Source organism: Wolbachia endosymbiont (group A) of Volucella inflata (assembly GCF_947250665.1).
GTDB lineage: Bacteria > Pseudomonadota > Alphaproteobacteria > Rickettsiales > Anaplasmataceae > Wolbachia > Wolbachia pipientis.
This window is the reverse complement of sequence record NZ_OX366338.1, coordinates 523,316-549,071: the sequence shown is the minus strand read 5'-3', so window position 1 is coordinate 549,071 and position 25,756 is coordinate 523,316. Positions and strand designations below refer to the sequence as shown.

Annotated in this window: 18 protein-coding genes and 6 pseudogenes; 10 read left to right on the top strand and 14 right to left on the bottom strand. The window is 34.8% G+C overall.

The features are described 5' to 3' along the window. The first annotated feature begins 7 nt into the window (after nt 1-7). The 3 genes and pseudogenes from OOK85_RS02750 to OOK85_RS07990 all read left to right on the top strand — a co-directional run. Nucleotides 8-163: a hypothetical protein gene (locus OOK85_RS02750; protein WP_264702199.1), complete on the top strand. Its 156-nt coding sequence runs from the start codon at nt 8-10 to the stop codon at nt 161-163. A 26-nt stretch (nt 164-189) separates the two neighbouring features. Further along, complete coding sequence (locus tag OOK85_RS02745; protein WP_264702906.1) at nt 190-942, top strand: IS5 family transposase; 753 nt, start codon at nt 190-192, stop codon at nt 940-942. A gap of 11 nt (nt 943-953) precedes the next feature. Then, a pseudogene (locus OOK85_RS07990) lies at nt 954-1,231 on the top strand (IS3 family transposase); the annotation flags it as partial. Between the two features lie 28 nt (nt 1,232-1,259). Here the strand turns inward: OOK85_RS07990 and OOK85_RS02735 are convergent. Then, nucleotides 1,260-2,119, bottom strand: a protein-coding gene (locus OOK85_RS02735; protein ID WP_264702431.1) for an IS630 family transposase whose coding sequence is annotated in 2 segments (ribosomal slippage) — nt 1,260-1,795 and nt 1,795-2,119 — 861 coding nt in all. Because the reading frame shifts where the segments join, the coding sequence is not laid out codon by codon here. A gap of 60 nt (nt 2,120-2,179) precedes the next feature. On the opposite strand from OOK85_RS02735, the pseudogene OOK85_RS02730 reads away from it, so the two are divergent. Beyond that, a pseudogene (locus tag OOK85_RS02730) lies at nt 2,180-2,963 on the top strand (IS3 family transposase); the annotation flags it as partial. A 78-nt stretch (nt 2,964-3,041) separates the two neighbouring features. Here OOK85_RS02730 and gltX read toward each other — a convergent pair. After that, nucleotides 3,042-4,472: a glutamate--tRNA ligase gene (gltX, locus tag OOK85_RS02725; protein WP_264703889.1), complete on the bottom strand. Its 1,431-nt coding sequence runs from the start codon at nt 4,470-4,472 to the stop codon at nt 3,042-3,044. Nucleotides 4,473-4,649: 177 nt separating this feature from the next. Here gltX and OOK85_RS02720 point away from each other — a divergent pair, with 177 nt between their 5' ends. Together OOK85_RS02720 and OOK85_RS02715 are read left to right on the top strand one after the other, a co-directional pair. Beyond that, nucleotides 4,650-5,336, top strand: a complete 687-nt coding sequence (locus tag OOK85_RS02720) for a hypothetical protein (protein ID WP_264703887.1) — start codon at nt 4,650-4,652, stop codon at nt 5,334-5,336. A gap of 63 nt (nt 5,337-5,399) precedes the next feature. Beyond that, entirely contained in the window at nt 5,400-7,475 is a 2,076-nt protein-coding gene (locus OOK85_RS02715) for an acetyl-CoA carboxylase biotin carboxylase subunit (RefSeq protein WP_264703885.1), read from the top strand. Here the strand turns inward: OOK85_RS02715 and OOK85_RS02710 are convergent. From OOK85_RS02710 to OOK85_RS02685, 6 genes and pseudogenes are all read right to left on the bottom strand, one after another. Next, nucleotides 7,424-8,674, bottom strand: a complete 1,251-nt coding sequence (locus OOK85_RS02710; protein ID WP_319803673.1) for a COX15/CtaA family protein — start codon at nt 8,672-8,674, stop codon at nt 7,424-7,426. The two genes, OOK85_RS02715 and OOK85_RS02710, sit on opposite strands and share 52 nt — an antisense overlap. Beyond that, nucleotides 8,656-10,253, bottom strand: a pseudogene (locus tag OOK85_RS02705) (glycosyltransferase family 2 protein). Before OOK85_RS02705 ends, OOK85_RS02710 begins: the two are co-directional and overlap by 19 nt. Nucleotides 10,254-10,267: 14 nt before the next feature. Continuing rightward, nucleotides 10,268-10,744: a F0F1 ATP synthase subunit B family protein gene (locus OOK85_RS02700; protein ID WP_264703879.1), complete on the bottom strand. Its 477-nt coding sequence runs from the start codon at nt 10,742-10,744 to the stop codon at nt 10,268-10,270. A gap of 8 nt (nt 10,745-10,752) precedes the next feature. Then, the gene (locus tag OOK85_RS02695; protein ID WP_065094794.1) at nt 10,753-11,232 is read right to left on the bottom strand and encodes a F0F1 ATP synthase subunit B family protein; all 480 of its coding nucleotides are present in this window, start codon (nt 11,230-11,232) and stop codon (nt 10,753-10,755) included. Between the two features lie 3 nt (nt 11,233-11,235). Then, the gene (locus OOK85_RS02690) at nt 11,236-11,463 is read right to left on the bottom strand and encodes a F0F1 ATP synthase subunit C (RefSeq protein WP_006014985.1); all 228 of its coding nucleotides are present in this window, start codon (nt 11,461-11,463) and stop codon (nt 11,236-11,238) included. 58 nt (nt 11,464-11,521) lie between these two features. Next, on the bottom strand, nt 11,522-12,247 hold the full coding sequence (locus OOK85_RS02685; RefSeq protein ID WP_264703877.1) for a F0F1 ATP synthase subunit A: 726 nt from the start codon (nt 12,245-12,247) through the stop codon (nt 11,522-11,524). Nucleotides 12,248-12,476: 229 nt separating this feature from the next. Between OOK85_RS02685 and OOK85_RS02680 the strand changes: the two genes are divergently transcribed. Next, entirely contained in the window at nt 12,477-12,728 is a 252-nt protein-coding gene (locus tag OOK85_RS02680; RefSeq protein WP_264703875.1) for a hypothetical protein, read from the top strand. Nucleotides 12,729-12,878: 150 nt separating this feature from the next. On the opposite strand, the pseudogene OOK85_RS02675 reads toward OOK85_RS02680, so the two are convergent. Further along, nucleotides 12,879-13,678 (bottom strand): annotated as a pseudogene (locus OOK85_RS02675) (IS110 family RNA-guided transposase); the annotation flags it as partial. A 70-nt stretch (nt 13,679-13,748) separates the two neighbouring features. On the opposite strand from OOK85_RS02675, the gene OOK85_RS02670 reads away from it, so the two are divergent. Beyond that, nucleotides 13,749-14,501 carry an IS5 family transposase gene (locus OOK85_RS02670; RefSeq protein ID WP_264702259.1) on the top strand — a complete coding sequence of 251 codons (753 nt, stop codon included), beginning with the start codon at nt 13,749-13,751 and terminating at the stop codon, nt 14,499-14,501. A 6-nt stretch (nt 14,502-14,507) separates the two neighbouring features. Here the strand turns inward: OOK85_RS02670 and OOK85_RS02665 are convergent. Together OOK85_RS02665 and OOK85_RS02660 are read right to left on the bottom strand one after the other, a co-directional pair. Beyond that, a pseudogene (locus tag OOK85_RS02665) lies at nt 14,508-14,678 on the bottom strand (IS110 family transposase); the annotation flags it as partial. Nucleotides 14,679-14,886: 208 nt separating this feature from the next. Continuing rightward, nucleotides 14,887-15,867, bottom strand: a pseudogene (locus OOK85_RS02660) (peptide MFS transporter). Nucleotides 15,868-16,137: 270 nt separating this feature from the next. On the opposite strand from OOK85_RS02660, the gene OOK85_RS02655 reads away from it, so the two are divergent. After that, a complete protein-coding gene (locus tag OOK85_RS02655) occupies nt 16,138-19,422 on the top strand; it encodes an isoleucine--tRNA ligase (RefSeq protein ID WP_264703872.1) in 3,285 nt (1,094 codons plus the stop codon). A 58-nt stretch (nt 19,423-19,480) separates the two neighbouring features. Further along, nucleotides 19,481-22,039 carry a hypothetical protein gene (locus OOK85_RS02650; RefSeq protein WP_264703871.1) on the top strand — a complete coding sequence of 853 codons (2,559 nt, stop codon included), beginning with the start codon at nt 19,481-19,483 and terminating at the stop codon, nt 22,037-22,039. On the opposite strand, the gene pheT is transcribed toward OOK85_RS02650, so the two are convergent. The 3 genes from pheT to OOK85_RS02640 form a co-directional block, all read right to left on the bottom strand. Beyond that, nucleotides 22,030-24,369, bottom strand: coding sequence for a phenylalanine--tRNA ligase subunit beta (pheT, locus tag OOK85_RS02645; protein ID WP_264703869.1), 2,340 nt, complete (start codon nt 24,367-24,369; stop codon nt 22,030-22,032). The genes OOK85_RS02650 and pheT overlap by 10 nt on opposite strands. Before the next feature lie 296 nt (nt 24,370-24,665). Further along, the gene (locus OOK85_RS07810; protein ID WP_406719964.1) at nt 24,666-24,830 is read right to left on the bottom strand and encodes a hypothetical protein; all 165 of its coding nucleotides are present in this window, start codon (nt 24,828-24,830) and stop codon (nt 24,666-24,668) included. 26 nt (nt 24,831-24,856) lie between these two features. Beyond that, nucleotides 24,857-25,420, bottom strand: coding sequence for an IS5 family transposase (locus tag OOK85_RS02640; RefSeq protein WP_406719965.1), 564 nt, complete (start codon nt 25,418-25,420; stop codon nt 24,857-24,859). Nucleotides 25,421-25,756: the final 336 nt, after the last annotated feature.

Here is a 25,756-nt window from a genome sequence, read left to right as displayed (position 1 = left end):
ATTAGAAATGGCAAGAGAATATACGGCAGAATTCAAATTGGAAGCTGTTAAGATGGCAAATGAACAAAGAAAGGTAGGTCAACCAGTTGCAAAAGTAGCAAGAGATCTAGGCTCTGTGGACAAAAAATATGAAAAGAGAGAAAAAGATGGTAGTTTAGCCTAATAGGTAAAAAATGGAGAAACTACCATATGCAATATTACATCAAAGAGGAAAATTGGAAACAAATTTTAGAGTTCATAAAAAGCGTAAAAGGAATGCACAGCAAAGATGAAAAACGTTTAAGAATATTCATAGAGGCAGTGTGGTACATAGTGCGAAGTGGTTGCCAATGGAGACTTTTACCAAAAACTTATGGTAATTACAGGAGTATACATAAGCGATTTAAAAGATGGTGTGAAAGAGATGTCTGGAAAAAATTGCTTGAATATACTAAACAAGAGCCTGATTTAGAAGTTGCTATAATCGACGGTACGATCATCCGAGGCCATCCATGTTCATCTGGATATACAAAAAACTCCAAGGATCAAGAAGCTTTAGGGAGGAGCAAAGGTGGCTTTACAACTAAAATACATGCGCTTGTCGATGCACTTGGAAATCCACTTAAATTTACTCTGACTCCTGGTCAAAGAAATAAAATTACGCAGGCACAAGTGTTGACCGAAAGTATCTATAACTCTACTGTAGTAGCTGACAAGGGCTACGATAGCAATGCCTTTGTTACAAGTCTTGAAGACAAGGGATGTACAGTAGTTATTCCGCCAAAACGGAATCGAAAAGTGCAAAGGTATTACGATGAGCATATCTACAAAGAACGTCATTTGATTGAGTGTTTTTTTGGTAAAATTAAAAATTTTAGGCGCATTTTTTCCAGATTTGATAAAACTGCTGAGGTTTTTATGGGTTTTCTCAATTTTGTTGGAGCTCTTGTATGGCTTCTCTAAAATTTTGTCCACAGAGCCTAGGAATAAGGGATAGTGTATTAGGAAAATGGATGAAGAAATATAACGAAAAAAAGTCAGCGGCAAATGCATTTCCAGGTAAAGGTAATGTAGCACCTTATGACAAAGAGAGATTTGATTTACAGAAAGAGTTAGCAAAAGTAACAAGAGAAAGAGACATTTAAAAAAAAGCCCTGGGATATTTTGCCAGTCAAAAAGAGTAAAATATTTTTTCATAAAAGAGCATAGTAAACACTATAAAGTGCAGGAATTATGTAGGGTTTTGAATGTATAGCTCTTTTCATAATAGTCCGGAAAGTTCATAGAAAAGCAGAATCAACAGCATGACGAAAAGATGTGAATAGAGGAATGTTTTTCCTAGCTCTGTTTTTTATAGCAAACCAATGATGCTCAATTTTGTTAAAATCGGGAGAATAAGGCGGTAGATATAAAATTTCTGCACCAACTCCTTTAGCAAGTTCAGTAATCTTATTAGACTTATGAAAAGTAGCATTATCAAGGATAACAGTTTGTCCAGGTTCCAAAATCGGTGTTAGGAACTGCTCAAACCATTTATTAAAGATATCCATATTACAGTGGCCTTCAAATGTTAACGGAACAACTATTTTTCTGCCGTTTAAGGCTGCAATCATACTGATTCGTTGAATTTTTTTACCAGATTTTAGAGCATAAAACCGCTGTCCTTTCTGAGAATATCCATAGGGATAGTCTTCGGTATTATCAATACCAGATTCATCTATATATACTAAGTTTTGAGGTTCTTTTGTTGCTATAATTTTCAAAAATTCAGCACGTTTTTCTTCATTCCTTTCTTTGTATCCATATGTCTTTTTTTGCGTGTGAGTCCAATTTTTTTAAGAGCTCGATGAATCGTTGGGATACTAACATTACTCCAAAGCTTAGCCATTTCCGATAGAGTTTTTCCACCATGTTTTTTGGCAAATTCAGTAAATTTATTCCAGTCGGTAATTTTGTGATTATAACCTCCATTTCCAAGTTTTTTCGACTGAAAATCTCCTGTTTCTTTTTTTCTTTGCTGCCACTCCCATAATGTAGTTCTTCCAATTTTAAATCTTGCTGCTACCGTTTCTCTGCTTTCCCCTTCGTCTAGCACTTCCATTGCTTTTTTTCTTAAATCATAACTATATGCTGCTGGCATACTTACCTTCACTACTATAAACTCTTATTTTAACCCGTTTGGACCATTATGAAAAGAGCTATATCTGCTAGTGGCTACTATAAGTGGACTACAAGAAAAATAAGCAGTAGAGAATCAGCAAATAAAGAGTTATTAGCAGATATTCAAAAAATATATCAAGCTTCTAAATGTAGATATGGAGCTCCTAAAATTCATGCTGAATTAAAGGCTTTGGGTAAAAGTTGCAACTTAAAAACAGTGCAAAGTATTATGCAGAAAAATGGTATTCAGGCTATATTGAGAAGAAAATTTAAAATTAAGAAACAACAAACGGACAGTAGAGTCGTAGCTCCCAATATATTAGACCAAAACTTTATTGTCGATCAACCAAATAAAGTATGGGTAACTGATATTACTTATATAAAAACCAAAGAAGGATGGCTATATTTGGCAACAATAATCGATCTATATTCACGCATGGTAGTTGGCTGGTCAATGAGCAGTTCAATAAATAAACAATTGGTTATGGACTCTTTATTAATGGCCGTTAACAAGCGTAAACCTGCCAAAAATCTACTATTACATAGTGATCAAGGTTCACAATATACTTCGCAAGGTTATCAATATCTCTTATCCATAAAAAACATAGTACCTAGCATGAGTCATAAAGGTTGTTGTTACGACAATTCTGTTGTGGAAAGCTTCTTCAGTTCTCTAAAAAGGGAGTTACCAATAGACACCTCTCGGCACTCTAAACAGCATATCAAAACTGCTATATTTGAATATATAGAAATTTTTTATAACAAACAACGTCACTATTAACTATTGCATTCCTGAGCATTTTGATTCATCATTCTCTTTGTGAAAAACATTCCAAACTTTCTCTCCACTTTTTCTGGGTAAGGTCACTGGTGAAGGATGTCAAGTAATTTTCTTATTTCATTTAAATTGCTTGTAACCTTCTTATACACTCATCTTTACCAAGAATCACCATGATATCAATGATTCCAGGTGCATCCATTACTCCAGTTATAGGGGCGCGTAATGAGTGGTATACATCGCTTATTTTCATATCGTGCAATTTTGCACATTCCTTGATCTGAGAAGATAAAAAACCCTTATTCCAATTTTCATCACCAATCTTTGACAGAAATGATGCGAGTAACTTAATTATATTGAGGTTAGATTTGACAATTTGACAAGCTTCTTCACTTAAATCAAGTGGCGGATCTTGAATATAAAATTTTGCTAAATCCAATAATTCGGTCAGGTAGTTTGCTCTTTTTTTTAGCTCTGTCAGTCCCTGCAGTAAATAGCCCTTTTTTTTGTCAGTTAGAGTATTTTTTCTAAGCATTAGAGTCAGAATATCTTCATTGCTTATATTACTAATATAGTGGTTATTCAAATGCTCCAGTTTTTTGAAATCGAGCCGTGCAGGTGAACGACCAATGCTTTCTAAATTAAACCACTCTATTGCTTGTTCATCGCTAATAATCTCATCGTTGCCGTGGCTCCAACCAAGCCTCAGCAAGTAATTACGCATTGCTTCGGGCAATATTCCCATCTTTTCATAATCGCAAACGCTTGTGGCACCGTGCCTTTTGGATAGCTTATTCCCATCTTCCCCATGGATAAGCGGCACATGTGCAAAGCGTGGAATGTCAAAATCAAGAGCCTGGTATATTAGTAGTTGTTTAAAGGTATTAGTAAGATGGTCAGAACCACGTATTATATCAGTTATTCCAGCATCATGATCGTCAATTACGACAGCAAAAATATATGTTGGAGTGTTGTCAGAGCGTAAGATCACTATATCATCAAGCTGGTTGCTATTTACTTTGATTTGGCCGTATATTTTGTCATCAATGACGATCTCTTGCGAGTCTGGCACTTTGAAACGGATAACTGACCTCACACCCGATGTCATTCCAGCGCGTGACCACATATTTTTTTCTGGATCCCAGTGTCGAGCACTGGGATGACAAGAAGGAGGTTTTGTAGTACACTTATGCTTATATATCTTGCCCTCTTCTCTTGCTTTTATTTTCTTTTCTGCAACTTCATCCTCAGGGCAATAACAGTGATACGCCCTACCCTTCTCAAATAAAAGGTTTGCTACTTCTTTATGCCGCTCTATTCTTTTTGACTGATATACTATTTCTCCATCATAACTCACACCGAGCCATTTTAGCCCTTCTATAATTGCATCAATTGCTTCTTGTGTTGAACGTTTTCTGTCGGTGTCTTCAATCCTTAGCAAAAACCTGCCACCATGATGCTTTGCATAGAGCCAATTAAATAACGCAGTGCGGGCCCCACCAATGTGCAAAAACCCTGTGGGTGATGGAGCGAATCTCGTGACTACGTCTAGCATGTTATTGTTACAGTAAAGTATAGGCTATGATACCTAAAATCCACGTTTGTAACAATGTAGAATTTATTTATCCTGAGAGATTAAATTTTCTTTATTTTTAATAAATCGTGTTGTATAATTTAGTGTTGGTTAAATATAGCGAGGTGAGTTATGTATGAACTTGTAGATATAGCAAAATTGCTTTCAGATAATGAAGCTAATATCAATTGGCATTACACCGGCCCATTTGATAAAACAAAACAAAGAATTAGGGGAGATAATCTCCTGCATTTAGCTGCAAAAACAGGAAAGGTTGATAAGTTTTTATCTATTTTCAAGAAAAGTGTTGAAAGTAATGTTCATTTGTTAGAGTACAATAAAGATCATGAAAATCCATTTCATATAGCAGCAGAAGTGGGGATATTACCAAGTGTAGTAAAAGGAATATTCAAGCATTTGGAGTCTGAAAAAACTAACCCAACTTGTGATCCGAAAAAATTAGAAAATGTCAAGAATTATGTTAAAGAGGCATTGTGCAATAGATGTGCGCTAGATCAATCTAAAAAGACTCCTCTTGACTGGGTTAGTAAGACAGTCAAAAAAGAAATAAAAGAAATCGCAGGCATAAAAGACAGCTTTATATGTAACCAGAAGTTTCGCCTATGCTTATATATAGTAGGAGCGATAGCATGTATTGCTGCTTTATGTTTGTCTTTATACTTTTTATTTTTAGTTTCTCAGTCTCTTGCATTGGCTTCGATGGCTGGGATAATTTCTGGTGGGGCTGCGTATCTGTCAGGCAAAGTATTTAGTGAGATACATGACTTGCATGACGTGAGCACTCCAGTAGAAACTTTTAGTAATGCGGATCTTGCAAGGATATAACAAAAAATTGCAGGCAATGATATAGAAATTTACTTTCTCAAGCTAAGAAAGTATACTGATAAGATGACGGAAAAGAAGTACAGTAAGATTTTAATAGCAAACAGAGGGGAGATTGCCTGCAGGATTATCAGGACTGCTCGTAGGATGGGTATATCTTGTGTGTGTGTGTATTCGGATGCAGATACTAATTCTGTACATGTAAGACAAGCAGATGAGTCAAGATATATCGGCCCTTCGCCATCTTGCCTCAGTTATTTAAACATTGAAAAAATATGTGAAGTAGCAGTTGAAACAGGTGCGCAGGCAGTTCATCCTGGCTATGGTTTTTTAGCAGAAAATCCAGATTTTCCACGTGCTCTTCAAAAACATAATATAGACTTCATCGGTCCCAGTGCAGAAACAATAGAAGTTACAGCCAACAAAATAACAGCAAAAGAAGCGGCAAAAAAAGCTGGAGTGAATGTAGTGCCAGGATATATGGGTAAGATTAGCGACGCTGCCCACGCAGCTCAAGTTGCTGAAGAAATTGGCTTTCCGGTTATGCTTAAAGCTGCATCAGGCGGTGGTGGCAAAGGAATGCGAATTGTAAACTCCAAAAAAGAAATTGAACTAGCATTTACATCAGCCACAAATGAAGCAGAGAAAAGTTTTAAGGATGGCAGTATCTTTATAGAGAAATATATAGAGTTACCAAGACATATTGAAATACAAATCATAGCAGATAAATATGGCAATATAGTGTGTCTTGGAGAAAGAGAATGCTCGATACAGAGGAATAACCAGAAAATAATGGAAGAAACGCCAAGTCCATTCATTAGTGAAGAAGTAAGACAAAAAATGTATGCCCAATGTGTTTCTTTGGCAAAGCAAGTTGGCTATTTTTCAGCAGGCACTGTTGAGTTTGTTGTAGATAAAGACCAAAACTTCTATTTTCTTGAGGTAAATACGAGATTACAAGTTGAGCATCCAGTAACAGAATTTATCACTGGAATAGACATAGTAGAAGAAATGATTAGAACTTCCTGTGGAGAGAAATTGAGATTCAATCAGGATGATATTAAACTTACTGGTTCTGCAATAGAAAGTAGAATTTGCGCTGAAGACCCATCGAAGAAATTTTTCCCCTCCAGCGGAAGGATAAAATATTATGATAAACCGGATGAAAATGATTATATAAGAATAGATGATGGAGTTGCTGCAGGTTCAGAAATTAGCACGTTCTATGACTCAATGATTGCAAAAGTGATAACATATGGAAAAGATAGAGTAGAAGCGATCAGCAGAATGCAAAAAGCATTGTCTAAATGTTATATAGGAGGAGTAACAAATAATATAGAATTTCTAGAATCCATCTTCCATCACCCAAATTTTATTGCAGCGAAGCTCCACACGAGATTCATTCCAGACCATTACCCTAGTGGGTTTCACGGCGATTTTATTACAGAAGAGTATATTAAAATATTTATTTTCACTACGTTATATGTTCATTTAGAAAATGAAGAAAGGTACTATTACGAAGCAGTGAATAAAACACCTCAGGTGTCATTCCAGTGCGTGACACTGGAATCTAGTAAAAAAGAAGGGGCACCAGTATCAGCTACTCGGATGGCAGGTGACCGTGCAAGAGATTTATTCATAGTGAATATAAATGATAACGAGTACTCCATAAGTGCAAGATATCAAGATAATATATTAACAACAGTATATAACCACAATACATACTCTGTAGTAGGCAAGTGGAAATCAAGTTATAGATTGCTATATATCACAATTAATGACGATACCAATATAGCACTTAAAATAGAAAGACAAGGCAGCAAGTACTTCATAAGACATGCAGGTATGAAAGCTGAGTGTTGTATATTAAAACCTCATGTAGCTGAATTAAGTAAGTTAATGCTAAATAATGAAACAGAAGGGATTTCAGCAGATGCTGTAAAATCCCCAATATCTGGTTTATTAGTTAAATTACACGTAAATGTAGGAGATCAGGTGGAAATAGGACAACCTTTATTTGTGGTGGAGGCAATGAAAATGGAAAATATCATATGTGCTGAAGCAGCAATGGTGATAAAAAATATTCCCGTTCAAGAAGGAAAAAATGTGCAGATTGGTGATGTAGTCTGCTTTCTTAAATAACATAAGAAGTACAAACTTGACCCAAACAAGATAAATGAAAACACTTGATGAGCTATGGCAATGGCTATTGGTATGTGTAACAAAAGAGTAACCACTCCTAAAATTATCTGAATGATGATGGAGAGCAGCATAATATATACCGGTTTTACGCTAGCATTTTTTACTGTGAGTATTACTACCAAAGTTAGTATTAGCAATGCCAGTGCTCGATGTATAAATTGCACTGTCGCTCTGTTCTCAAAGATATTCAGCCATATAGGCTGTAAGAAAAATAAATCTTCTGGAACGATTTGTCCGTCCATTAGTGGAAAGGTATTGTAAATCAAACCAGCATTTAATCCCGCAACAAATGCGCCGAAAATTATTTGTATTACAATTAGAATCAGAATAAGTATTGTGTAATATATACTACTGTTAGTAGATTGAAATCCTGTCATCCGAGTAGCTGACACACAACTGTACGAACGCTTACTTTTGAAAATAAATTGCACAGCAAATGGTGTCATGAAAGTAGCTGACACTGGAATCCAGCTTTTACTATGCAGCCACTTATTTAAAGTTAAGTTTTCTAGATCCCAGTGTCTGGGCACTGGGATGACATCTTCCTTGGTGAAAATTACTCTTATACTGCAATGTTCGTATAGTTGTGTACGTAACACTGGGATCCATATTTGGTAATCAAAAAATTGATATGACAATAATGCAAAGATAATTAATGCTAATAATAAGTGAAGTGCAAGCCTATAGTGGCTAACATGAGGTTCAGTTACTAAACCACTTTTAACCATATACCAACCAGCAAAAGCTTGTAAAGCTCCAAATAATAATGCCACACATAGCTTTATTACTACCTTTTTAGATATTTTTCTTCTTAATATGAAATATATAAATGGCAGGACAAAAACTAAACCTGTTAGTCTTGCAACCAATCTGTGTACATATTCTATTAAGTATATAGCGCGAAACTCCTCCATACTAATACCATAGTTAAGTGCTTTATATTCAGGTGTAGCTTCGTATTTTAATTTTTCTTGTAGCCAGTCTTGTTCACTCAGTGGTGGTAATGTTCCAGTAATTGGTTTCCACTCCGTGATTGACAATCCTGCTTTTGAAAGTCTGGTAAATCCACCAATCCCTACCATGAGAATTACCATGACCGAGCAGAGAAAAAGCCAAATAGCTACAGGTTTTGCTTCCATAAACCATGCTGAGTTTTGTTCCATCGCTCAGGGTAAAGAATAAATTCCCACAAGGCAAGAAAAGCTGCAACACTATGTAGCAGACTATAGACCGGAAAAAATATCGATACTATATAAAAATAAAAAGGCATCTTTTGCTGTTTGACAGCTATTACCAGAAGAATCAGGTTAGTAACGTATACCACTACAAAGTAGTACAAAAATAATCATTTAAAACTTTAGTTAATATTAATGAAAGCAGTAAAAATGGAGTAGTAAAAAATATAAAAGCTGCGGAGCCAACAAAAAGATTCAATAGCAAAATTCCCTTAAATCCAGTGTGTTTATAAAGTGACTTTATATTTTTAAAATGAACAATATAAGTTTGCATATAGCCTTTGATCCAGCGCGCTCTTTGCTTAATCCAAGCAAATACAACAATTGGTGACTCTTCCAATGTTTCTGAGTCAATCATCCTGGTTTTATATCCCATTTGCGCAAGTCTCAAACCGAGGTCAGCATCTTCGGTAACACTGTAAGCATCCCAGAAAAACACTTTTTTTAGAATTTTTACTGAAAAATGATTACTGCTACCACCCAAAGGCATTGGCATGTTCATTTTTTGGAATCCAGGCAATAAGTATTGAAACCAGTTCATATACTCCAGAGAAAAGGATTTTGTGAGAAAATTATAATCACAATTATAGTAATTTAATTTCGCCTGTACACAGGCTAACTTATCGTCGCCCTTATTAAATTCAATCAGTGCTTTTTTTAACTGCAATGGGTCTGGTTTATCGTCCGCATCATATATTACTGCATACTTTCCTCTAGCAAAGCTCATAGCATAATTGCATGACTTGGCTTTTGTTCTAGGCAAAGAATGAGGCACTTTTATTACTTCAAAATACTGCGGTAAAGTGTACTTTTCTATAGCTGCTAGCGTTTCTTGGTCATCACTTTCTACCTGAAGCTTCACATCTAATTTTGATTTTGGATAATCCAAACTTTCAATGCTTTCGATCAATTGCTCTATCACTGCACTTTCTTTAAAAGCAGGCAATAAAATAGTATATATAGGAAAATCTTCTTCATTCAGCTTACTATAATCCACTTTTTGGTTGGAGGTTTCACATAAGCTAAAAACTGTAGCTATAAACTTGAATAAATAACTAGAACATTCGATTATAAATATCAACATCAAAGCAAAATATGTATATTTCTCTGTTAGTGTTAAAATTGAAGTTACAATAAAGAAAGAAGCAAAAAATATTGAGCTTAGTTTAATGCTTTTAGCTGAAAAATTAGGATTCTTGTAATATAAGTAGTTGCTTGCAAATTCTGAAATACCAAAGTGCGAGTTAAGAAGATTTAAAATCTGTTCGCTATCCACTTTTATTAATACATAGTCAATACCGTAATGAGCTTCGACCCAACGGTTGATATCTCGGCTTGTGTCTTCAACCATAAAAAAAGTAGTATTATTTAATTTTTGCCAAGGAATTATATTAAATTTATAGTAAAAAAGTTTCTCTGGCTCTTTGCACAAACTAGAATCAAACTTAATTTTTTCTACATTATCAGCTTGAAGTATAGGCAATTGTTGCATTGAACCTAATGCAATTTTTTATTTAAGTCACGTGAAAATGAAGATATGACCTCGCTACTACGCTTATCATCTTTACGTTCATGCATTATTTTTTTTACAGCATCAGCAGCTATATTCGCTGTGTTAGCCTGTAAATCTCCAAGAGCTTTTTCAACTTGGTCAGTGACTTTCTTCAAGTTAGAATGGGAATTGTCATCTAATGTCTGATCTAGCTGCTGTCTATTGTGCTTAATGATACTATTAGCTTTATCAAGTGCTTCATTCATCATTTTATTAACTTCTGCATCTAATTCTTTGTATTTTTTAGAAGATTTTTTGTAATACTCCAACATATCTTTCCTGAATTTTTCAGTTTCTTCACTTGAAAATTTGCTTTTGTTACGCTTATTGTTAAGCGCATTTTTTATCACTTTCTTTAGCAATTTATACGAAAGGACAAAACTTACCAAGAAGGCAAGACCGATAATCAGTGATGTAGACATAAAAACCCCTAAAATTCTTTGGACACCAAGTCAGCAATAAATTCCTCTTCAATTTCAGAATTAGTCAATTTAGTATAATAAATTAAAGCAATACTAGTAGCCATTTGTTTTAACTGATCAGTATATTCAGATTTAAATTCTGCCACTTTTTTTTCAATAAGCTTGCTCTTTTTTTTGTCTTCCTCTTCTAATATATTCTTAACATTAGCTCTCATTTCTTCTACCTGAGCAAGTGCATCATCTATGATTTTTTTTGCCTGTATTCTAGCTTGGTTTAAAGCGGCATTATACTTGGCAACCTGATCTTCCGTGAGTCTTAAAAGATGAACAGAACTATTAAAAGAATCCAATACTTCTTTACTTCTAGTGCTTATTATTTCATCTAACTTTGGCAAAAATAAACAACTTACTACGAAAAAAAGTGAAGAGAAAAAAATTAAAAACCAAAAAACTTGAGAAAAGAAGGTTGAAACATCAAGCTGTGGCATCTGTTAAGCAGCAAATATTAATAACATTGCAAGTACAAACGCAAGCAATCCCATGATTTCAACCATGGCAGCACCAATATAAACATAACTTTTCATTTTACCTTCTGATTCAGGGTTTCTCGCAATCCCATTTAACATAGCAGAGAAGATATTAGCTATACCTAAACCAGCACCGAGCATTCCAAACACAGCTAAACCAATTGCTATAAACTTTAAAGCTACTAAATCCATATATTACCTTTAATTTTTCTTTATAATATAATTGTAAAATATTCTACAAGGAAGTCAATTACTTTACTGCATCTGACAAATATACACATGTTAATATAGTAAATATATAAGCTTGTAAAATTGCAACAAATACTTCAAATCCTATCAATGCAATTATGAACAAAAACGGTGCAGGAGTGAAAAATATGTTCATATTTACAATAAACCCTGCTATCACTTTGATGATTGTATGACCAGCAATCATATTTGCTGCAAGCCTTATTGATAGGCTAACCGGCCTTACTAAATAAGCAAACAACTTAATAATAATTATTATAGGTGCAAGCCACGAAGGAGTTCCTTTTGGTAGCAATATGCGTAAAAATTCTACTCCCCTTTCTTTAAATCCAACAATCGTTATATAAATAAAAACCACCATCGATAAAGCGAAGGTGACTATCACATGACTTGTGACCGTGAAACTATAAGGAAGAACACCAACCAAATTACATGATAAAATGAAAATAAACACTGTAAATATCAATGGAATGTGCTGCAAGCCTTTGCTTCCAGTGTTATTTTCTATCATTGAAATAACAAAATCATATACATACTCAACTGCAGCTTGCAAATATCCTGGTATTACTGCCTCCTTCTTTATTCCAAAAAGCAAAAAGAGTATCACCAATATCACCGAAATCATCGTGAAAAGAGATGAATTGGTAAAGCTTACGTCATACCCAAATAACCTAGGTAACTCTATTATTGTATATACTTTAAACTGCTCCAGCGGATTTAATGCCATTTTAATCTGAACTATAAACAGTAAATAAAGTATGAATTTTATAGGACAAAGTCAAGAATTAAGATAGAGCTCTGTGTTATTATAACATTGATACATTAACAAAATATGTAATTAGAGTGTTAATTACAGTCAGCTCTGTATTTTAAAATTTACTAATCTTATTAAATTACTCAACATCTTGACTTAACATCTTATTTTAATTATAATTTAATTTTTAGTGAGGTAGATAATGAACGAAATAGATTTTATTAACACTAATCATCTTTTAAATTTAGAGCAGGAATTTGGTAACGGATACATCAAATTGACAGATGGTTCCTTTAACGAATATACTGGCCATTATCAAATAGGAAGCGAAATACTAGATGAAAGCCATAATATGATAGGAGACTTAACTATAGATCAACTATGTTTTTTTAAATTTTTTGAATTTAGTCTTATTACAACTCTTGTTTATAACTTTGTATTTTTATTCAATTAAAAAATGTATTTTTGGCAACAAAAACCCTAGTTTACTACAGAAAGAAATTTATATCAAACAACTACCACTGCTTAGACCGTATGGTTGATGAATATGTGCTTTAAATTTGTGTGGGCGCACATATTCATCAACCTATTTTCTATACAGATTTTAAAAATTTACGTTGACTGCTTCTTTAAGTCTTGCATTAGCAATCACTATAATTTTATGCATTAGAGCTGTTATAGCTACCATCTTTTTTTACCTCTACCAATGAGATCAGAATAAAAAGCACCAAGTACAGATTTAGACTTTGCAGCAGCCATAGCAGCAGTAAAAAGCTTTGCACGAACATTGCTTCTACCACCTGTTATCCTTCGGTAACCAATAGTTTTACCGCTTTCTTTTGGATGCGGGGCAACTCCAGCAAGACTTGCAACTTCTTTTTTGTTTAAGTAGCCAAGTTCTGGCATCAGGCATACAAAATCTTGAGATAACTTGATACCTATTCCCGGTACTGTTCTAAGTATTTTTTGGCGCTTTTGTAACTCTAGATTTTCATCAATGATTTTTTGTATTGCATTATTGATCTCATTTATCTGACCGTTAAAAAAGTCAATGGTTTTTTGGCAACTTTCTTTTATATGCTCGTTTTCAGGTGCTTTCAGTCTACATTTCTCTTGAACTCTCATTTGTGTAATGTCATCACGTCGTTGACAAAGTGCAACTAAGGCTGTTTGTTCTTTTGACATAGGCACAAATAGAGATAGAGTACTATAGCGTTCACATCCATATTGAGCAAGAGCTCTTGCATCTGATTGATCAGACTTTGCTAAAGTTCCATGAGATATGACAAAGCTTTTTACTTTGCGAGTATTAGCTCGATGTACAGCAACATTCTTATCAACAAGAAAATGTGCTAAGCCAAGCTCATATTTTCCAGTGTTTTCCAAAGTTACTAGGCTCTGTGGACAAAAAATATGAAAAGAGAGAAAAAGATGGTAGTTTAGCCTAATAGGTAAAAAATGGAGAAACTACCATATGCAATATTACATCAAAGAGGAAAATTGGAAACAAATTTTAGAGTTCATAAAAAGCGTAAAAGGAATGCACAGCAAAGATGAAAAACGTTTAAGAATATTCATAGAGGCAGTGTGGTACATAGTGCGAAGTGGTTGCCAATGGAGACTTTTACCAAAAACTTATGGTAATTACAGGAGTATACATAAGCGATTTAAAAGATGGTGTGAAAGAGATGTCTGGAAAAAATTGCTTGAATATACTAAACAAGAGCCTGATTTAGAAGTTGCTATAATCGACGGTACGATCATCCGAGCCCATCCATGTTCATCTGGATATACAAAAAACTCCAAGGATCAAGAAGCTTTAGGGAGGAGCAAAGGTGGCTTTACAACTAAAATACATGCGCTTGTCGATGCACTTGGAAATCCACTTAAATTTACTCTGACTCCTGGTCAAAGAAATGAAATTACGCAGGCACAAGTGTTGACCGAAAGTATCTATAACTCTACTGTAGTAGCTGACAAGGGCTACGATAGCAATGCCTTTGTTACAAGTCTTGAAGACAAGGGATGTACAGTAGTTATTCCGCCAAAACGGAATCGAAAAGTGCAAAGGTATTACGATGAGCATATCTACAAAGAACGTCATTTGATTGAGTGTTTTTTTGGTAAAATTAAAAATTTTAGGCGCATTTTTTCCAGATTTGATAAAACTGCTGAGGTTTTTATGGGTTTTCTCAATTTTGTTGGAGCTCTTGTATGGCTTCTCTAAAATTTTGTCCACAGAGCCTAGAGAATTAGGTAGGATATCTGAAAATTTTTGAAACAACTGTTGCCAACCAGTAGCATCATTGTCAAACTTGATAGTGCTCTTTTGGTTGTGAGTTACGGCAACATTTTTAAATTTTCCGATATCAATTCCAATGAAATTTTGATAAGATGTAATCATAATAAATAACCTCGATAGTTTAATTAATTTAAGATTGTAAACGGGTGCATACATATGTCCCATGCAACTATTCAAACGTATCGAGAGATGGGGCTAGTGTACCTTGATCTGAACGGTTGTAATACCAATGGCTCTTCGGTCGCACATGCCCGTGATAGCCCTATTCCTATAGTGAGTAGGGTTATCTTTCCCTCTTATCTCTTTTATATCACATTTTTAACTTACAATGGCCAAGGGTAAACATGGAAGTTGCATATTTTTGCTTAAACTTCATGTATGTTCCAAAAAGAAAGCCAAATATTATAATTGACAAAGGATTTATGGCTTGAGAAACTGAAGCTGGAATTGTTATACCTAATACATTGTTAATAACGTTTCTTTCGGTGAATAAGTTAACCAAAGAGCCAAGCTGCATTTCTAAAGCAAAAAAACACAAGAGAAATACCACAAGAATAGATAATGCCACTAATTTTCGTCTTTATTCTGCTGATAATTTAGATATTATATAAATAAATATGCCCAGAGCTGTTATTCCAACAAATATGAGCATATTAGTAAAAAATTCACTATGTATAAGCATTTTAGCAATTATTGATGATGACAGAAAGCTTCCTATCAATACTATACCAAAAATTTTAATCCCTAATATGCGCTTATTCATAAGCTCTGGATAAGGAGAAAGGCCGCTATCTCCTAAAAGACTCTGAAACTTGAGAAAAACGATGAGTCCTATAGACATCCCAATGCCAGCTAGACCAAAGCCATAGTGCCAGCCAAACAAGTGGGCTACATAACCACATGAAATAGAAGCCAACATTGCTCCAATATTCACGCCTACGTAAAATAAAGTAAAGCCTCTGCTACGTTCAGGATCGTCTTTGCCATAGCATGAACTAAGTAAGTTAGTTACGTTCCCTTTAAACATACCAGTACCTATGGCTATTAGAGATAAACCTAAATATAATAAACCTGGTTCAAAGTCAACTAATGACATGCAAGCATGACCTGCTATCATCACTATCCCTCCAAGCAACACCATGTTGCGGAATCCCATCAACTTATCAGCTAAAAAACCTCCAAGTATTGGTATAGCATAACCTGTTGCAGCAAATAATGAGTAAATAGTAAAGGCCCTCTCATCAGTGAAACCTAAGTGAGAAGTCAAAAATAGGACCAAAAGTGCCCTCATTCCATAGTAAGAGAAACGTTCCCACATTTCAACAAAGCACAACATTTTTAAAAATTGTGGAAACTTATCTGTCTTCTGATCCATAAAATACCCCTAAAGCTTGGGTTAATGTTAAGTAAAACAATAAAAACTGCAAGTAAAACTTAAAAAAAGGTATTGGAAGCTCGGCAGAATAGCCTGTTAGGGTGTGTACTACAGGGATAAATTTGTTTCTTTTTAGGTTTGTAATTTTTCAGAAAGCCCTATATTCTTTAGTTTTACATAGCGAACATGAAGTCAAAGCATTATCCTGATACAGTAAGTAGTCCTGATTTTTCGTCGTTAGAAAAAGAAATCATAAAATTTTGGCAGGAAAACAAAATTTTTGAGCAGTCAGTTGAGGAGCGTTCTAAGGATAATTGTTTTGTCTTTTACGATGGGCCTCCGTTTGCAAATGGTCTTCCCCATTATGGGCATTTACTCACTGGTTTCATCAAAGACGCATTTGCAAGATATCAAACTATGCTGCAAAAAAGGGTTGAACGTAGATTTGGCTGGGATTGCCATGGATTACCGGCTGAGATGGGTGCGGAAAAGGAACTTGGAATATCTGGTAGAACTGAGATAGAGAAGTTTGGTATAGATAAATTTAACGATCATTGCCGTACTTCTGTGATGAAATTTTCATCAGAATGGGAGAAGTATGTCAATAGGCAAGCAAGGTGGGTGGATTTTCACAATGACTATAAGACCATGGATAAATCATTCATGGAGTCGGTCATGTGGGCATTTAAACAGCTTTATGATAAGGGTCTAGTGTATGAATCAGCACGCGTTGTTCCATATAGCTGGGCGTGCGAAACTCCATTATCCAATTTTGAAACAAGGCTTGATAACGCGTATAGAGAAAAGACTAGCAAAGCTGTAACTGTTGCATTTGAGCTTTTAGAAAACCCACAGCAGTTTAAAAGTGTATGTAAATTACTTGCTTGGACTACAACTCCTTGGACGTTGCCGAGCAACTTGGCTTTGGCGATAGGGAAAGATATTGAGTATTGTGCAGTTTCAGTTCACTCCTTGGTGTCATTCCAGCGCGTGACGCTGGAATCTAGAGAAAAAGAAACCTGGATCCCAGTGTCAAGCACTGGGATGACAGAAGAAGGCACTGGGGTGACGGAAGAGGGCAATGAAGGAAATCTAGTGAATAATGAGATATATATCTTTGCTGAAAGTTTCCTAGAGAAATTCATCAGCCATTGTAAGCAAAACAATATTCTATATGAAAACTGCAATATAAAACTTAAAGCAGATGATCTTATAGGTCTTTCTTATAAACCACTATTTGATTACTTTAAAGATACGAAAAATGCATTCCGCGTTTTCGTTGCTGATTATGTTACAGAAGAAGATGGCACTGGCGTTGTACACACTGCTCCTGGATTTGGTGAAGAGGACTTTAATCTCTGCCAAAGTCATGGTATTCCAGCCATTTGTCCAATTGATAACAGTGGAAAATTTACTGCTGAAGTTTTAGATTTAGCTGGAGTTCATGTTTTTGATGCCAGTGATACAGTAATAAAAAAATTGAAAGGGCAGGGGAGTTGGTTTAAGACTGAGCAATATATTCACAATTATCCTCACTGCTGGAGAACTGACACTCCTTTGATCTATCGCACTATGCCTTCTTGGTATGTTGCCGTTACAAAATTCAAAAGCAGAATGGTAGAGCTCAATAAGAGAGTTAATTGGATACCAAACCACATTAGAGATGGTCAATTTGGAAAATGGCTTGAAGGGGCACACGACTGGTCAATTTCACGCAATCGATTCTGGGGTACGCCAATCCCTGTATGGAAATCAGATGATACAAGATATCCAAGAGTGGATGTATATGGTTCAATAGAAGAACTGGAGAGAGATTTTAATGTAAAAGTGGATGATTTGCACAGACCATTTATCGATACTTTAACAAGACCAAATCCTGATGACCCAACTGGAAAATCGGTTATGCGTCGTGTGCCTGACGTATTTGACTGTTGGTTTGAATCTGGCTCGATGCCATTTGCGCAAATCCACTATCCGTTTGAAAATAAAGAGTGGTTTGAATCTGCGGATTTTATCACTGAATACGTAGCACAAACCAGAGGTTGGTTCTATACACTTTTTGTATTGTCTACTGCTTTGTTTGATAGGGAACCATTTAAGAACTGCATATGCCACGGTGTTGTTTTGGATGTAAAAGGGCAAAAATTGTCCAAACGTTTGAATAACTATGCAGATCCAATGGAGGTTTTTGGTAGATACGGTTCTGATGCACTGCGTTTTCTTATGCTTTCTGGATCTATTGTTTGTGGTGGTAATTTGCTACTCGATAAAGAAGGAAACTCAATACGAGATGTTCTGAAAAACGTAATAAAACCTATTTGGAACAGTTATCACTTTTTTACTATGTATGCAAATGCAGATGGAATTAAAGCTGAAGTTTGTAAGGATTATCAAAGTACTATTGATCGCTACATGATTTCCAAATGTTTTGAAGCTGTAGAAAGTATCCAAGCTTCTATGAACAGCTATAACTCCCAAGAGGCTTGCAAAATTTTGATGAACTTTTTTGAAGTGCTAAATAATTGGTATATTCGTCGCAGTCGCGAGCGTTTTTGGAAAGGTGATTTAGATCAAGATAAAACTGATGCTTATAATGTTCTATATACGGTTTTTTATTACATACTAAGAGCTGCAGCTCCTTTGTTGCCACTTATAACAGAGAATATATGGCAAGGGCTTAAGTATGAAGAAACATCTGTTCATTTGGCTGATTTTCCACAATTAGAGAAGTTTGATAGTCAGCTCATTGCCAAGATGGATCTAGCGAGAGAGATATGTAACTCTGCACTCTCTATCAGGAACACTTTTAACATACGTATCAGGCAGCCACTTAGTAGTATGACGATTTATCATCAGTCTTCCTGCGGTTTTCTTGAAGATGAATATCAAGAGATGATAAAAGATGAAGTGAATATAAAAAAACTAGAGTTGGTAAACAAACTTGAAGATATTGCATCACTAGAACTGAAACTAAATTTTCCTATGCTTGGAAAAAGAGTTCCAGACAAAATCAAGAAGCTAGTTCAATATGTTAAAGAGGAAAAATGGAAACAAGTTGACAATGAGCAAGTTTTTTTTGGTAATGAATCAGAAAATTACATCATAGAAAAAGGCGAATATGAACTATTATTAAAAGCAAACAGTGAATTTTCCTCCGTGTTTAATAATAACAGAGGAATTGTGATTCTGAATACCACTTTAAATGATGGATTAATTCTAGAGGGACTTGCAAGAGATGTTGTGAGGCTCATTCAGGAAACCAGAAAACAAGCTGATTTTCATATGTCCGATAGAATCAGAGTAATAATCAAAACAGAAGATGAGAAAATTAAGGAAGCAATAAATACGTGGATTGAATATATAAAAGAGCAGACCCTTGCCTTATCTTTGGACATTAATACAGAAATTGGAACTAACTTTTATTCTAAGGAGTACCAAAATTTGATAGTTGGTATTAGGTTAAATTATTAGTAGTTGAAAGTTGTCATTGTTTATGCTATACTTAGGTTACTTGAGGTAAGGTTATAATATGAATAAGGCTGTTGCAGATGATTATGAAAAAGTTGTTGATTTGAAGCCGTTAGCTAATTTTAACGTTCCACTAAGTATATTTCATTATAAAGATTATAACTCTGATTTTTTTACTTCTTGGTATAACGTATCAAGTAGAATATTTAAAGAGATAAACCAAGCTTGTCCGGAAAAACAAGCGTTGAATTTAGCTCTATCAGTTTTAATGCTTCCTTATATAGCTTTTACTGCACTGGGATTAGTCATATACAGTAAAATAAACAGTAAGACACAAGCCGATATAGGGGAAGATAAGACAAAAAAGAGTAAAACAAGTGTACCAGAAAGATTGGCATATGGTGTTCTTGCTGCAATAGTGATTCTTGTTAATATAGCTATGCTTGCAGCATTACTTATTCCTGCAACACTCGCTTTGGCTACTTTTTATCTTTTAAATAAAAAATTATCTCATTCTTTGATTGCTGCTATTAAAATAAGTAATGGGTTATGTCAAAATGAACACCAAAATATTGAGGTGTCTTTTCATGAGATAGAGGCTATTGAAGCAGACATTAAGTGGAATATGGAAGTTAAGTTTCCACCGCAATTTGAACAACTACTTAAGGATTTATACAAAAATAAAGATGATAGTTGGGTTGATATTAGACAGGATCCAGAACACAATACCATACTGAGATTATCAGCTAATATCCATTTAAAAAATGGTCTTAAGCCTTTACGTAATGAGATCAAGAATGTGCTTGCAACTTCAATTCAAGAATTTGCGAAAGCTATGGAAGAGCTGGTGAAGCTAGAAAAGAAAGAGATTACATATGATAAGTTGAAGGAATTGTTGAACGAATTCAGACTGAAAGTGGTAGATAGTATAGGTCCTAATTTGACAAGTCACTTAATACAAAATGCTTATCAAGTTGCCTTTATACAAGCAATTAAATTTGCACAAAAAAGAAGAGAAGATTTTTTATTAGAACGCGTGCTAGAAGAAGTATTAATAAAAGAGGAATTAAAAAGCCAAGGTAAGGAATTGCCAAGTGAAAAAGAAATGATAATAAAAGATTTGAAAGTATCAAGTGACTTAGGTGATAATGTGCTTCCTCTGTTTAGAGCAAAATGGAAAGATCTTATACAAGAAGGGAAAATAGCTAAAAGGACAATAATTAATACTTATGAAGATATGTACCCTCAAGAAACAAAGAAAGCTCTAGATAACGCTGAAAGAGAGATTAAGGATTTAAGAGAGATAGGACAAAAAAGATATAATGGGATATGTGAAAAATTAAAAGAAATACATGGAGATATAGGAAAAAGTAACTTAACAGATGGTATCTTAAGAAGGAAATTGGAAGATCTTTTTAAGCTTGAACTTACTGATCAAGCCATTTACCAAAAATTGATAAAATCAAGGATAAAAGAAGCCAAAATTATGTTAAATCAATCAGATTTAACAATTGATATAAGACAAAGTTTACTTGATGAATTCTGTAATTTAAATGTGAATGTGTGTTCTCATCACAAAGTAAATCTCTTGCTAGAAAAAATGCATTCAGAAATAACAAAATGTGGAATTCAAGGGTTATTTAAAGAGCAAGAGAAGAGTATAAAGAATATAGAAGATAATACTGGCATATTCATGCTATTCAATGGAGAAGATGAAAAATGTCTAGTAAACAAGATTGTTTCCTATCGGGAGGAAATTGGAAAATATTTAACGCAACCTGCGAGATTGAAGGAAATAATAGAAAAGCAGAATAAGAATTTGGATGTTGAGAAAAATAGTAAAGAAAAGGAATCTTCAAGTATGGAGTTAATAGAGTTATGTTTGAAAAATAACCAAAAAATTCTGGAAGCATTAGAACAATTAGAGTTAAAAAAAGAAGGATTATTGATAAATGAAAAAGCAACAAATGATTACAAAGAAGAACTAACGTCTCGTGAAAAAATAAAATTTGCAGTAATAGAAGATGATTTACTGAAGGTATTCAAGCTTGAAACTTTTGATGAAAAAGAAATCAAGAAGTTATTAGAAAGAGCAGAACTTGAGTACTGTTTAGCAGAAAGATGCATAAAAGGTCCTGTGACTAAAACAAAAGATAATATCAAACATTTTTGTCAAGATTTGTTGTCTCCTTTGATAGATAGGTTGGTGGAAAATATAATAAATAATGTGCCAAAAAATGATAAGAGTTCGCTTTTGCAACCTGTGAAATCTTTTTGGACATGTTGGGGGTATATTAAAACAGGCCTTATCGTTGCAATACGTGGGGATGAGAGTACAGAAGGAAAAGCGTTAGATGTAGCACACAACTCTCATAAGGAAGTAGAGACATTTCTTGAACATTTCGAATCGAGTTATGAGAAAGCTGGGGCTTTTTTAGGTGATTTATTTTCTGATGAAGGAGAAACATTTAAAAATGATGTATGGCCTAAAATAGAGGAGCATTTGCATGGAATGTGGGATAGATTTTTTAAGGATATTGAATTCAATATTGGAAATAAATTGGATGAAGTAAGTGTGACACAGCAACGGCAGGAAACTATGATTGTGACTCAACGATAAGTTCTCAAAGTTCCTCCGGTATTTTCACATACTAAATTAACTATAGCACTTGATTCTTTTTGGATCTCTTTTTCAGTTAAAGTGTGAGTTGGAGAGCAGAAAGTAACTGACAATGCTATAGACATCTTATTCGATTCTATATTATTTCTATGGTATACGTCAAATACTAAAACTTCTGTGATGAGCTCTGAGCTTTTTTTTACCACATTGATTATGTTACCTACTTCCACATCCTTATTTACAATAAATGCGAAATCACGTTTTACACTTTGGTATTTATAATCGATAAATTTCTTTCTACTTACAGGTAAATTTCCGATATTTTCTAATATTACCTCAAAGCCTACAACTTTTTGTTTGATATCAAAAAAATCCAGTATACTCGGATGCAGTTCTCCAAAATAACCAACTATTTTACTTCTAAAAGATAAGGTGCCTGACTTTCCTGGATGATAATATTCTTTTTCTGCTCTCTCTATCGTTAAATTATCGCAATTGACATTAAAAAACTCCAAAGCTGCTATGCAATCAGCCTTTGCGTCAAAAACATCTACTTTCCTATCAGTATTATAATGGTTTCTCGGCAAATTATTTCCTGTTCTTATTCCACTTAAAACATGTTTAGACTGAGCTTCACCATCGTAAATCGGCCCAATTTCGAAGATTGCAAGATCAGATATTCCATGGGCAATATTATCAGCAGTAACTTGCAACAAATTTGGCATAATACTTGGCCTCATTATATTAAAGTTATTGTTAAACGGATTATCGATGATAAATAACTTGTTCGAGTAACCAAATTTTTCAGTTGTTGATTCACTCATAAATGACCAGGTTAGCACTTCGTGAAACCCTCTGTTTGTCATCAAAATACGCAAATTGTCGTATGTACTATCTACTTCTTCAACATTATTTGGTAGTGGTTCTTCTTTTATTTTGTCATAGCCGTATATTCTTGTTACTTCTTCAATTAGGTCAGCCGGTATTGTCACGTCCGGTCTCCAGCTTGGTACTTGTACATTCCAATTGCCTTCGGTTTTTTTATCAATACTAAACCCTAGTTTCGTTAAGATATCAAGCACCTCATCAGGCGATACAAACACACTTCCAAACTTGTTCACATCCTGATAATCAAAGCTCACCTTGGTGTAAGCCCTATCTAAACTGCCAGCAGACACTACGCTTGAGGTTTCTCCACCACATAAGTCCAGAATCATTTTAGCTGCAAGGTTGAGTCCATCAAAAGTGAATCCAGGATCAACTGAACGTGCAAATCTGTAACTAGCGTCTGTGGAGATGCCGAGCTCCCTTGAGGATTTGGCAATAGAGATTGGATCGAGCAAAGCTAATTCCAAAAAAATATTGGTAGTTTCAAAAGTACATTCACTGCACTTACCACCTATAATTCCAGCAACTCCATGGATATTTTTATCACCTGCAATAACGCTTATGTCTTTGTTTAATAAGTATTCTTTACCGTTTAAACCAGCAAATTTTTCTCCGTCGTTTGCTTTGCGTACTGTGAGCTCTCCTTCTATTTTTTTTGCATCATACGCGTGCATTGGGCGGCTGAAAGATATCATAATATAGTTCGTGATATCAACTATTGCAGAAATGGAGCGCATTCCTATCGATTCCAGCCTATCTTTTAACCATTTTGGGCTTTCTTGATTTTTTACATTGGCGATGTATATTCCACTAATAAAACTTTCCCCGTCAGTAACTTCAACATCGATTGGTGAATTTATGGAGCTGGTAAGTTGTGGAATGCTTAAAGTCTTTAATGTCCCAATTCCAGTTGCAGCAAGGTCGCGAGCTATTCCATAAATGCCTAAGCAATCTCCACGGTTTGGAGTAACATTTATATCAATTACAGGGTCACAATTGAAAAATTTATCCCCTACTTTATAATCATTAGAAAGTTCAATTATTCCTTCACTTTCCTCTTGAACCAGCGCAAGTTCAGAAGCAGAGCAGAGCATCCCTTCACTTAGCACTCCTCGTATTTTTGTAGGCTTGATTGTGAAATCACTTTCTGGCAATGTGCTACCAAGAGATGCAAGCACAGTTTTCATACCTTCTCTAACATTGTTTGCTCCGCAAACTATTTGTAGAATTTTACTCCCATCATTTACTTTACATAATTTTAATTTATCGGCATTTGGATGAGGTACGACTTCTAATACCTCTGCAACGATAAACCCAGTTAATCTGGAATTATCGATTACATCTTCTACTTCTAACCCTATGTGAGTTAATTTATCGGTAATTTCTTCTAAACTAGCATTGGTTTCTAAGTGTTCTAATAACCAAGATAATGTGAATTTCATGAACCTTTAAAGAAATAAAAGAGTTATTGTAATATAAAATGTAGTGCTTTTAAAGCTTGTTGTAATGGAATAAAAGGTAACTTCTGTATCACAAGCAGTTATCTAAGTGGAGAAAGTCACCTCTCCCCACTCGACTTCAAAACCGGACTTGTGACTTTCACCACATCCGGCTTCTCTCTAACTTGGTGTTTGTCATACATACTTCTCCATATAATTAACATTTCAAAGCTTGGTAAATTTGTTTTTATAGCTTAAATACAGCATTCTCTATATTACTAGGCTCTGTGGACAAAATTTTAGAGAAGCCATACAAGAGCTCCAACAAAATTGAGAAAACCCATAAAAACCTCAGCAGTTTTATCAAATCTGGAAAAAATGCGCCTAAAATTTTTAATTTTACCAAAAAAACACTCAATCAAATGACGTTCTTTGTAGATATGCTCATCGTAATACCTTTGCACTTTTCGATTCCGTTTTGGCGGAATAACTACTGTACATCCCTTGTCTTCAAGACTTGTAACAAAGGCATTTTGCTATCGTAGCCCTTGTCAGCTACTACAGTAGAGTTATAGATACTTTCGGTCAACACTTGTGCCTGCGTAATTTCATTTCTTTGACCAGGAGTCAGAGTAAATTTAAGTGGATTTCCAAGTGCATCGACAAGCGCATGTATTTTAGTTGTAAAGCCACCTTTGCTCCTCCCTAAAGCTTCTTGATCCTTGGAGTTTTTTGTATATCCAGATGAACATGGATGGCCTCGGATGATCGTACCGTCGATTATAGCAACTTCTAAATCAGGCTCTTGTTTAGTATATTCAAGCAATTTTTTCCAGACATCTCTTTCACACCATCTTTTAAATCGCTTATGTATACTCCTGTAATTACCATAAGTTTTTGGTAAAAGTCTCCATTGGCAACCACTTCGCACTATGTACCACACTGCCTCTATGAATATTCTTAAACGTTTTTCATCTTTGCTGTGCATTCCTTTTACGCTTTTTATGAACTCTAAAATTTGTTTCCAATTTTCCTCTTTGATGTAATATTGCATATGGTAGTTTCTCCATTTTTTACCTATTAGGCTAAACTACCATCTTTTTCTCTCTTTTCATATTTTTTGTCCACAGAGCCTAGAGAAGTCGTATTCATTCATACCTAACACTTAATGTTGGCTCATAACATATTAACCACTACTCACAACTTTACCTTCCAAATTACAGTGTCCACGTCAGCATATCCTAAACATTATTTTAGGCCTTGGCTTCTTAGACAATCCCTCATTATAGGTGCATACGGGTGGCTCCCTGCTTAAAGAATAAGAGCATCTATAATGTTACTCCGTTCCATGAAATTGTTTCATGTTAGACTTAGGTTCCAACTTTTTGCC

Coding starts and splice junctions, on each gene's coding strand:
- OOK85_RS02710 (WP_319803673.1), bottom strand. CDS start 8,674: ATGGAAGCAAAACCTGTAGCTATTTGGCTTTTTCTCTGCTCGGTCATG.
- OOK85_RS02690 (WP_006014985.1), bottom strand. CDS start 11,463: ATGGATTTAGTAGCTTTAAAGTTTATAGCAATTGGTTTAGCTGTGTTT.
- OOK85_RS02640 (WP_406719965.1), bottom strand. CDS start 25,420: ATGCAATATTACATCAAAGAGGAAAATTGGAAACAAATTTTAGAGTTC.
- OOK85_RS02700 (WP_264703879.1), bottom strand. CDS start 10,744: ATGTCTACATCACTGATTATCGGTCTTGCCTTCTTGGTAAGTTTTGTC.
- OOK85_RS02685 (WP_264703877.1), bottom strand. CDS start 12,247: ATGGCATTAAATCCGCTGGAGCAGTTTAAAGTATATACAATAATAGAG.
- OOK85_RS02715 (WP_264703885.1), top strand. CDS start 5,400: ATGACGGAAAAGAAGTACAGTAAGATTTTAATAGCAAACAGAGGGGAG.
- OOK85_RS02695 (WP_065094794.1), bottom strand. CDS start 11,232: ATGCCACAGCTTGATGTTTCAACCTTCTTTTCTCAAGTTTTTTGGTTT.
- OOK85_RS02750 (WP_264702199.1), top strand. CDS start 8: ATGGCAAGAGAATATACGGCAGAATTCAAATTGGAAGCTGTTAAGATG.
- gltX (WP_264703889.1), bottom strand. CDS start 4,472: ATGCTAGACGTAGTCACGAGATTCGCTCCATCACCCACAGGGTTTTTG.
- OOK85_RS02650 (WP_264703871.1), top strand. CDS start 19,481: ATGAATAAGGCTGTTGCAGATGATTATGAAAAAGTTGTTGATTTGAAG.
- OOK85_RS02745 (WP_264702906.1), top strand. CDS start 190: ATGCAATATTACATCAAAGAGGAAAATTGGAAACAAATTTTAGAGTTC.
- OOK85_RS02655 (WP_264703872.1), top strand. CDS start 16,138: ATGAAGTCAAAGCATTATCCTGATACAGTAAGTAGTCCTGATTTTTCG.
- OOK85_RS02680 (WP_264703875.1), top strand. CDS start 12,477: ATGAACGAAATAGATTTTATTAACACTAATCATCTTTTAAATTTAGAG.
- pheT (WP_264703869.1), bottom strand. CDS start 24,369: ATGAAATTCACATTATCTTGGTTATTAGAACACTTAGAAACCAATGCT.
- OOK85_RS02670 (WP_264702259.1), top strand. CDS start 13,749: ATGCAATATTACATCAAAGAGGAAAATTGGAAACAAATTTTAGAGTTC.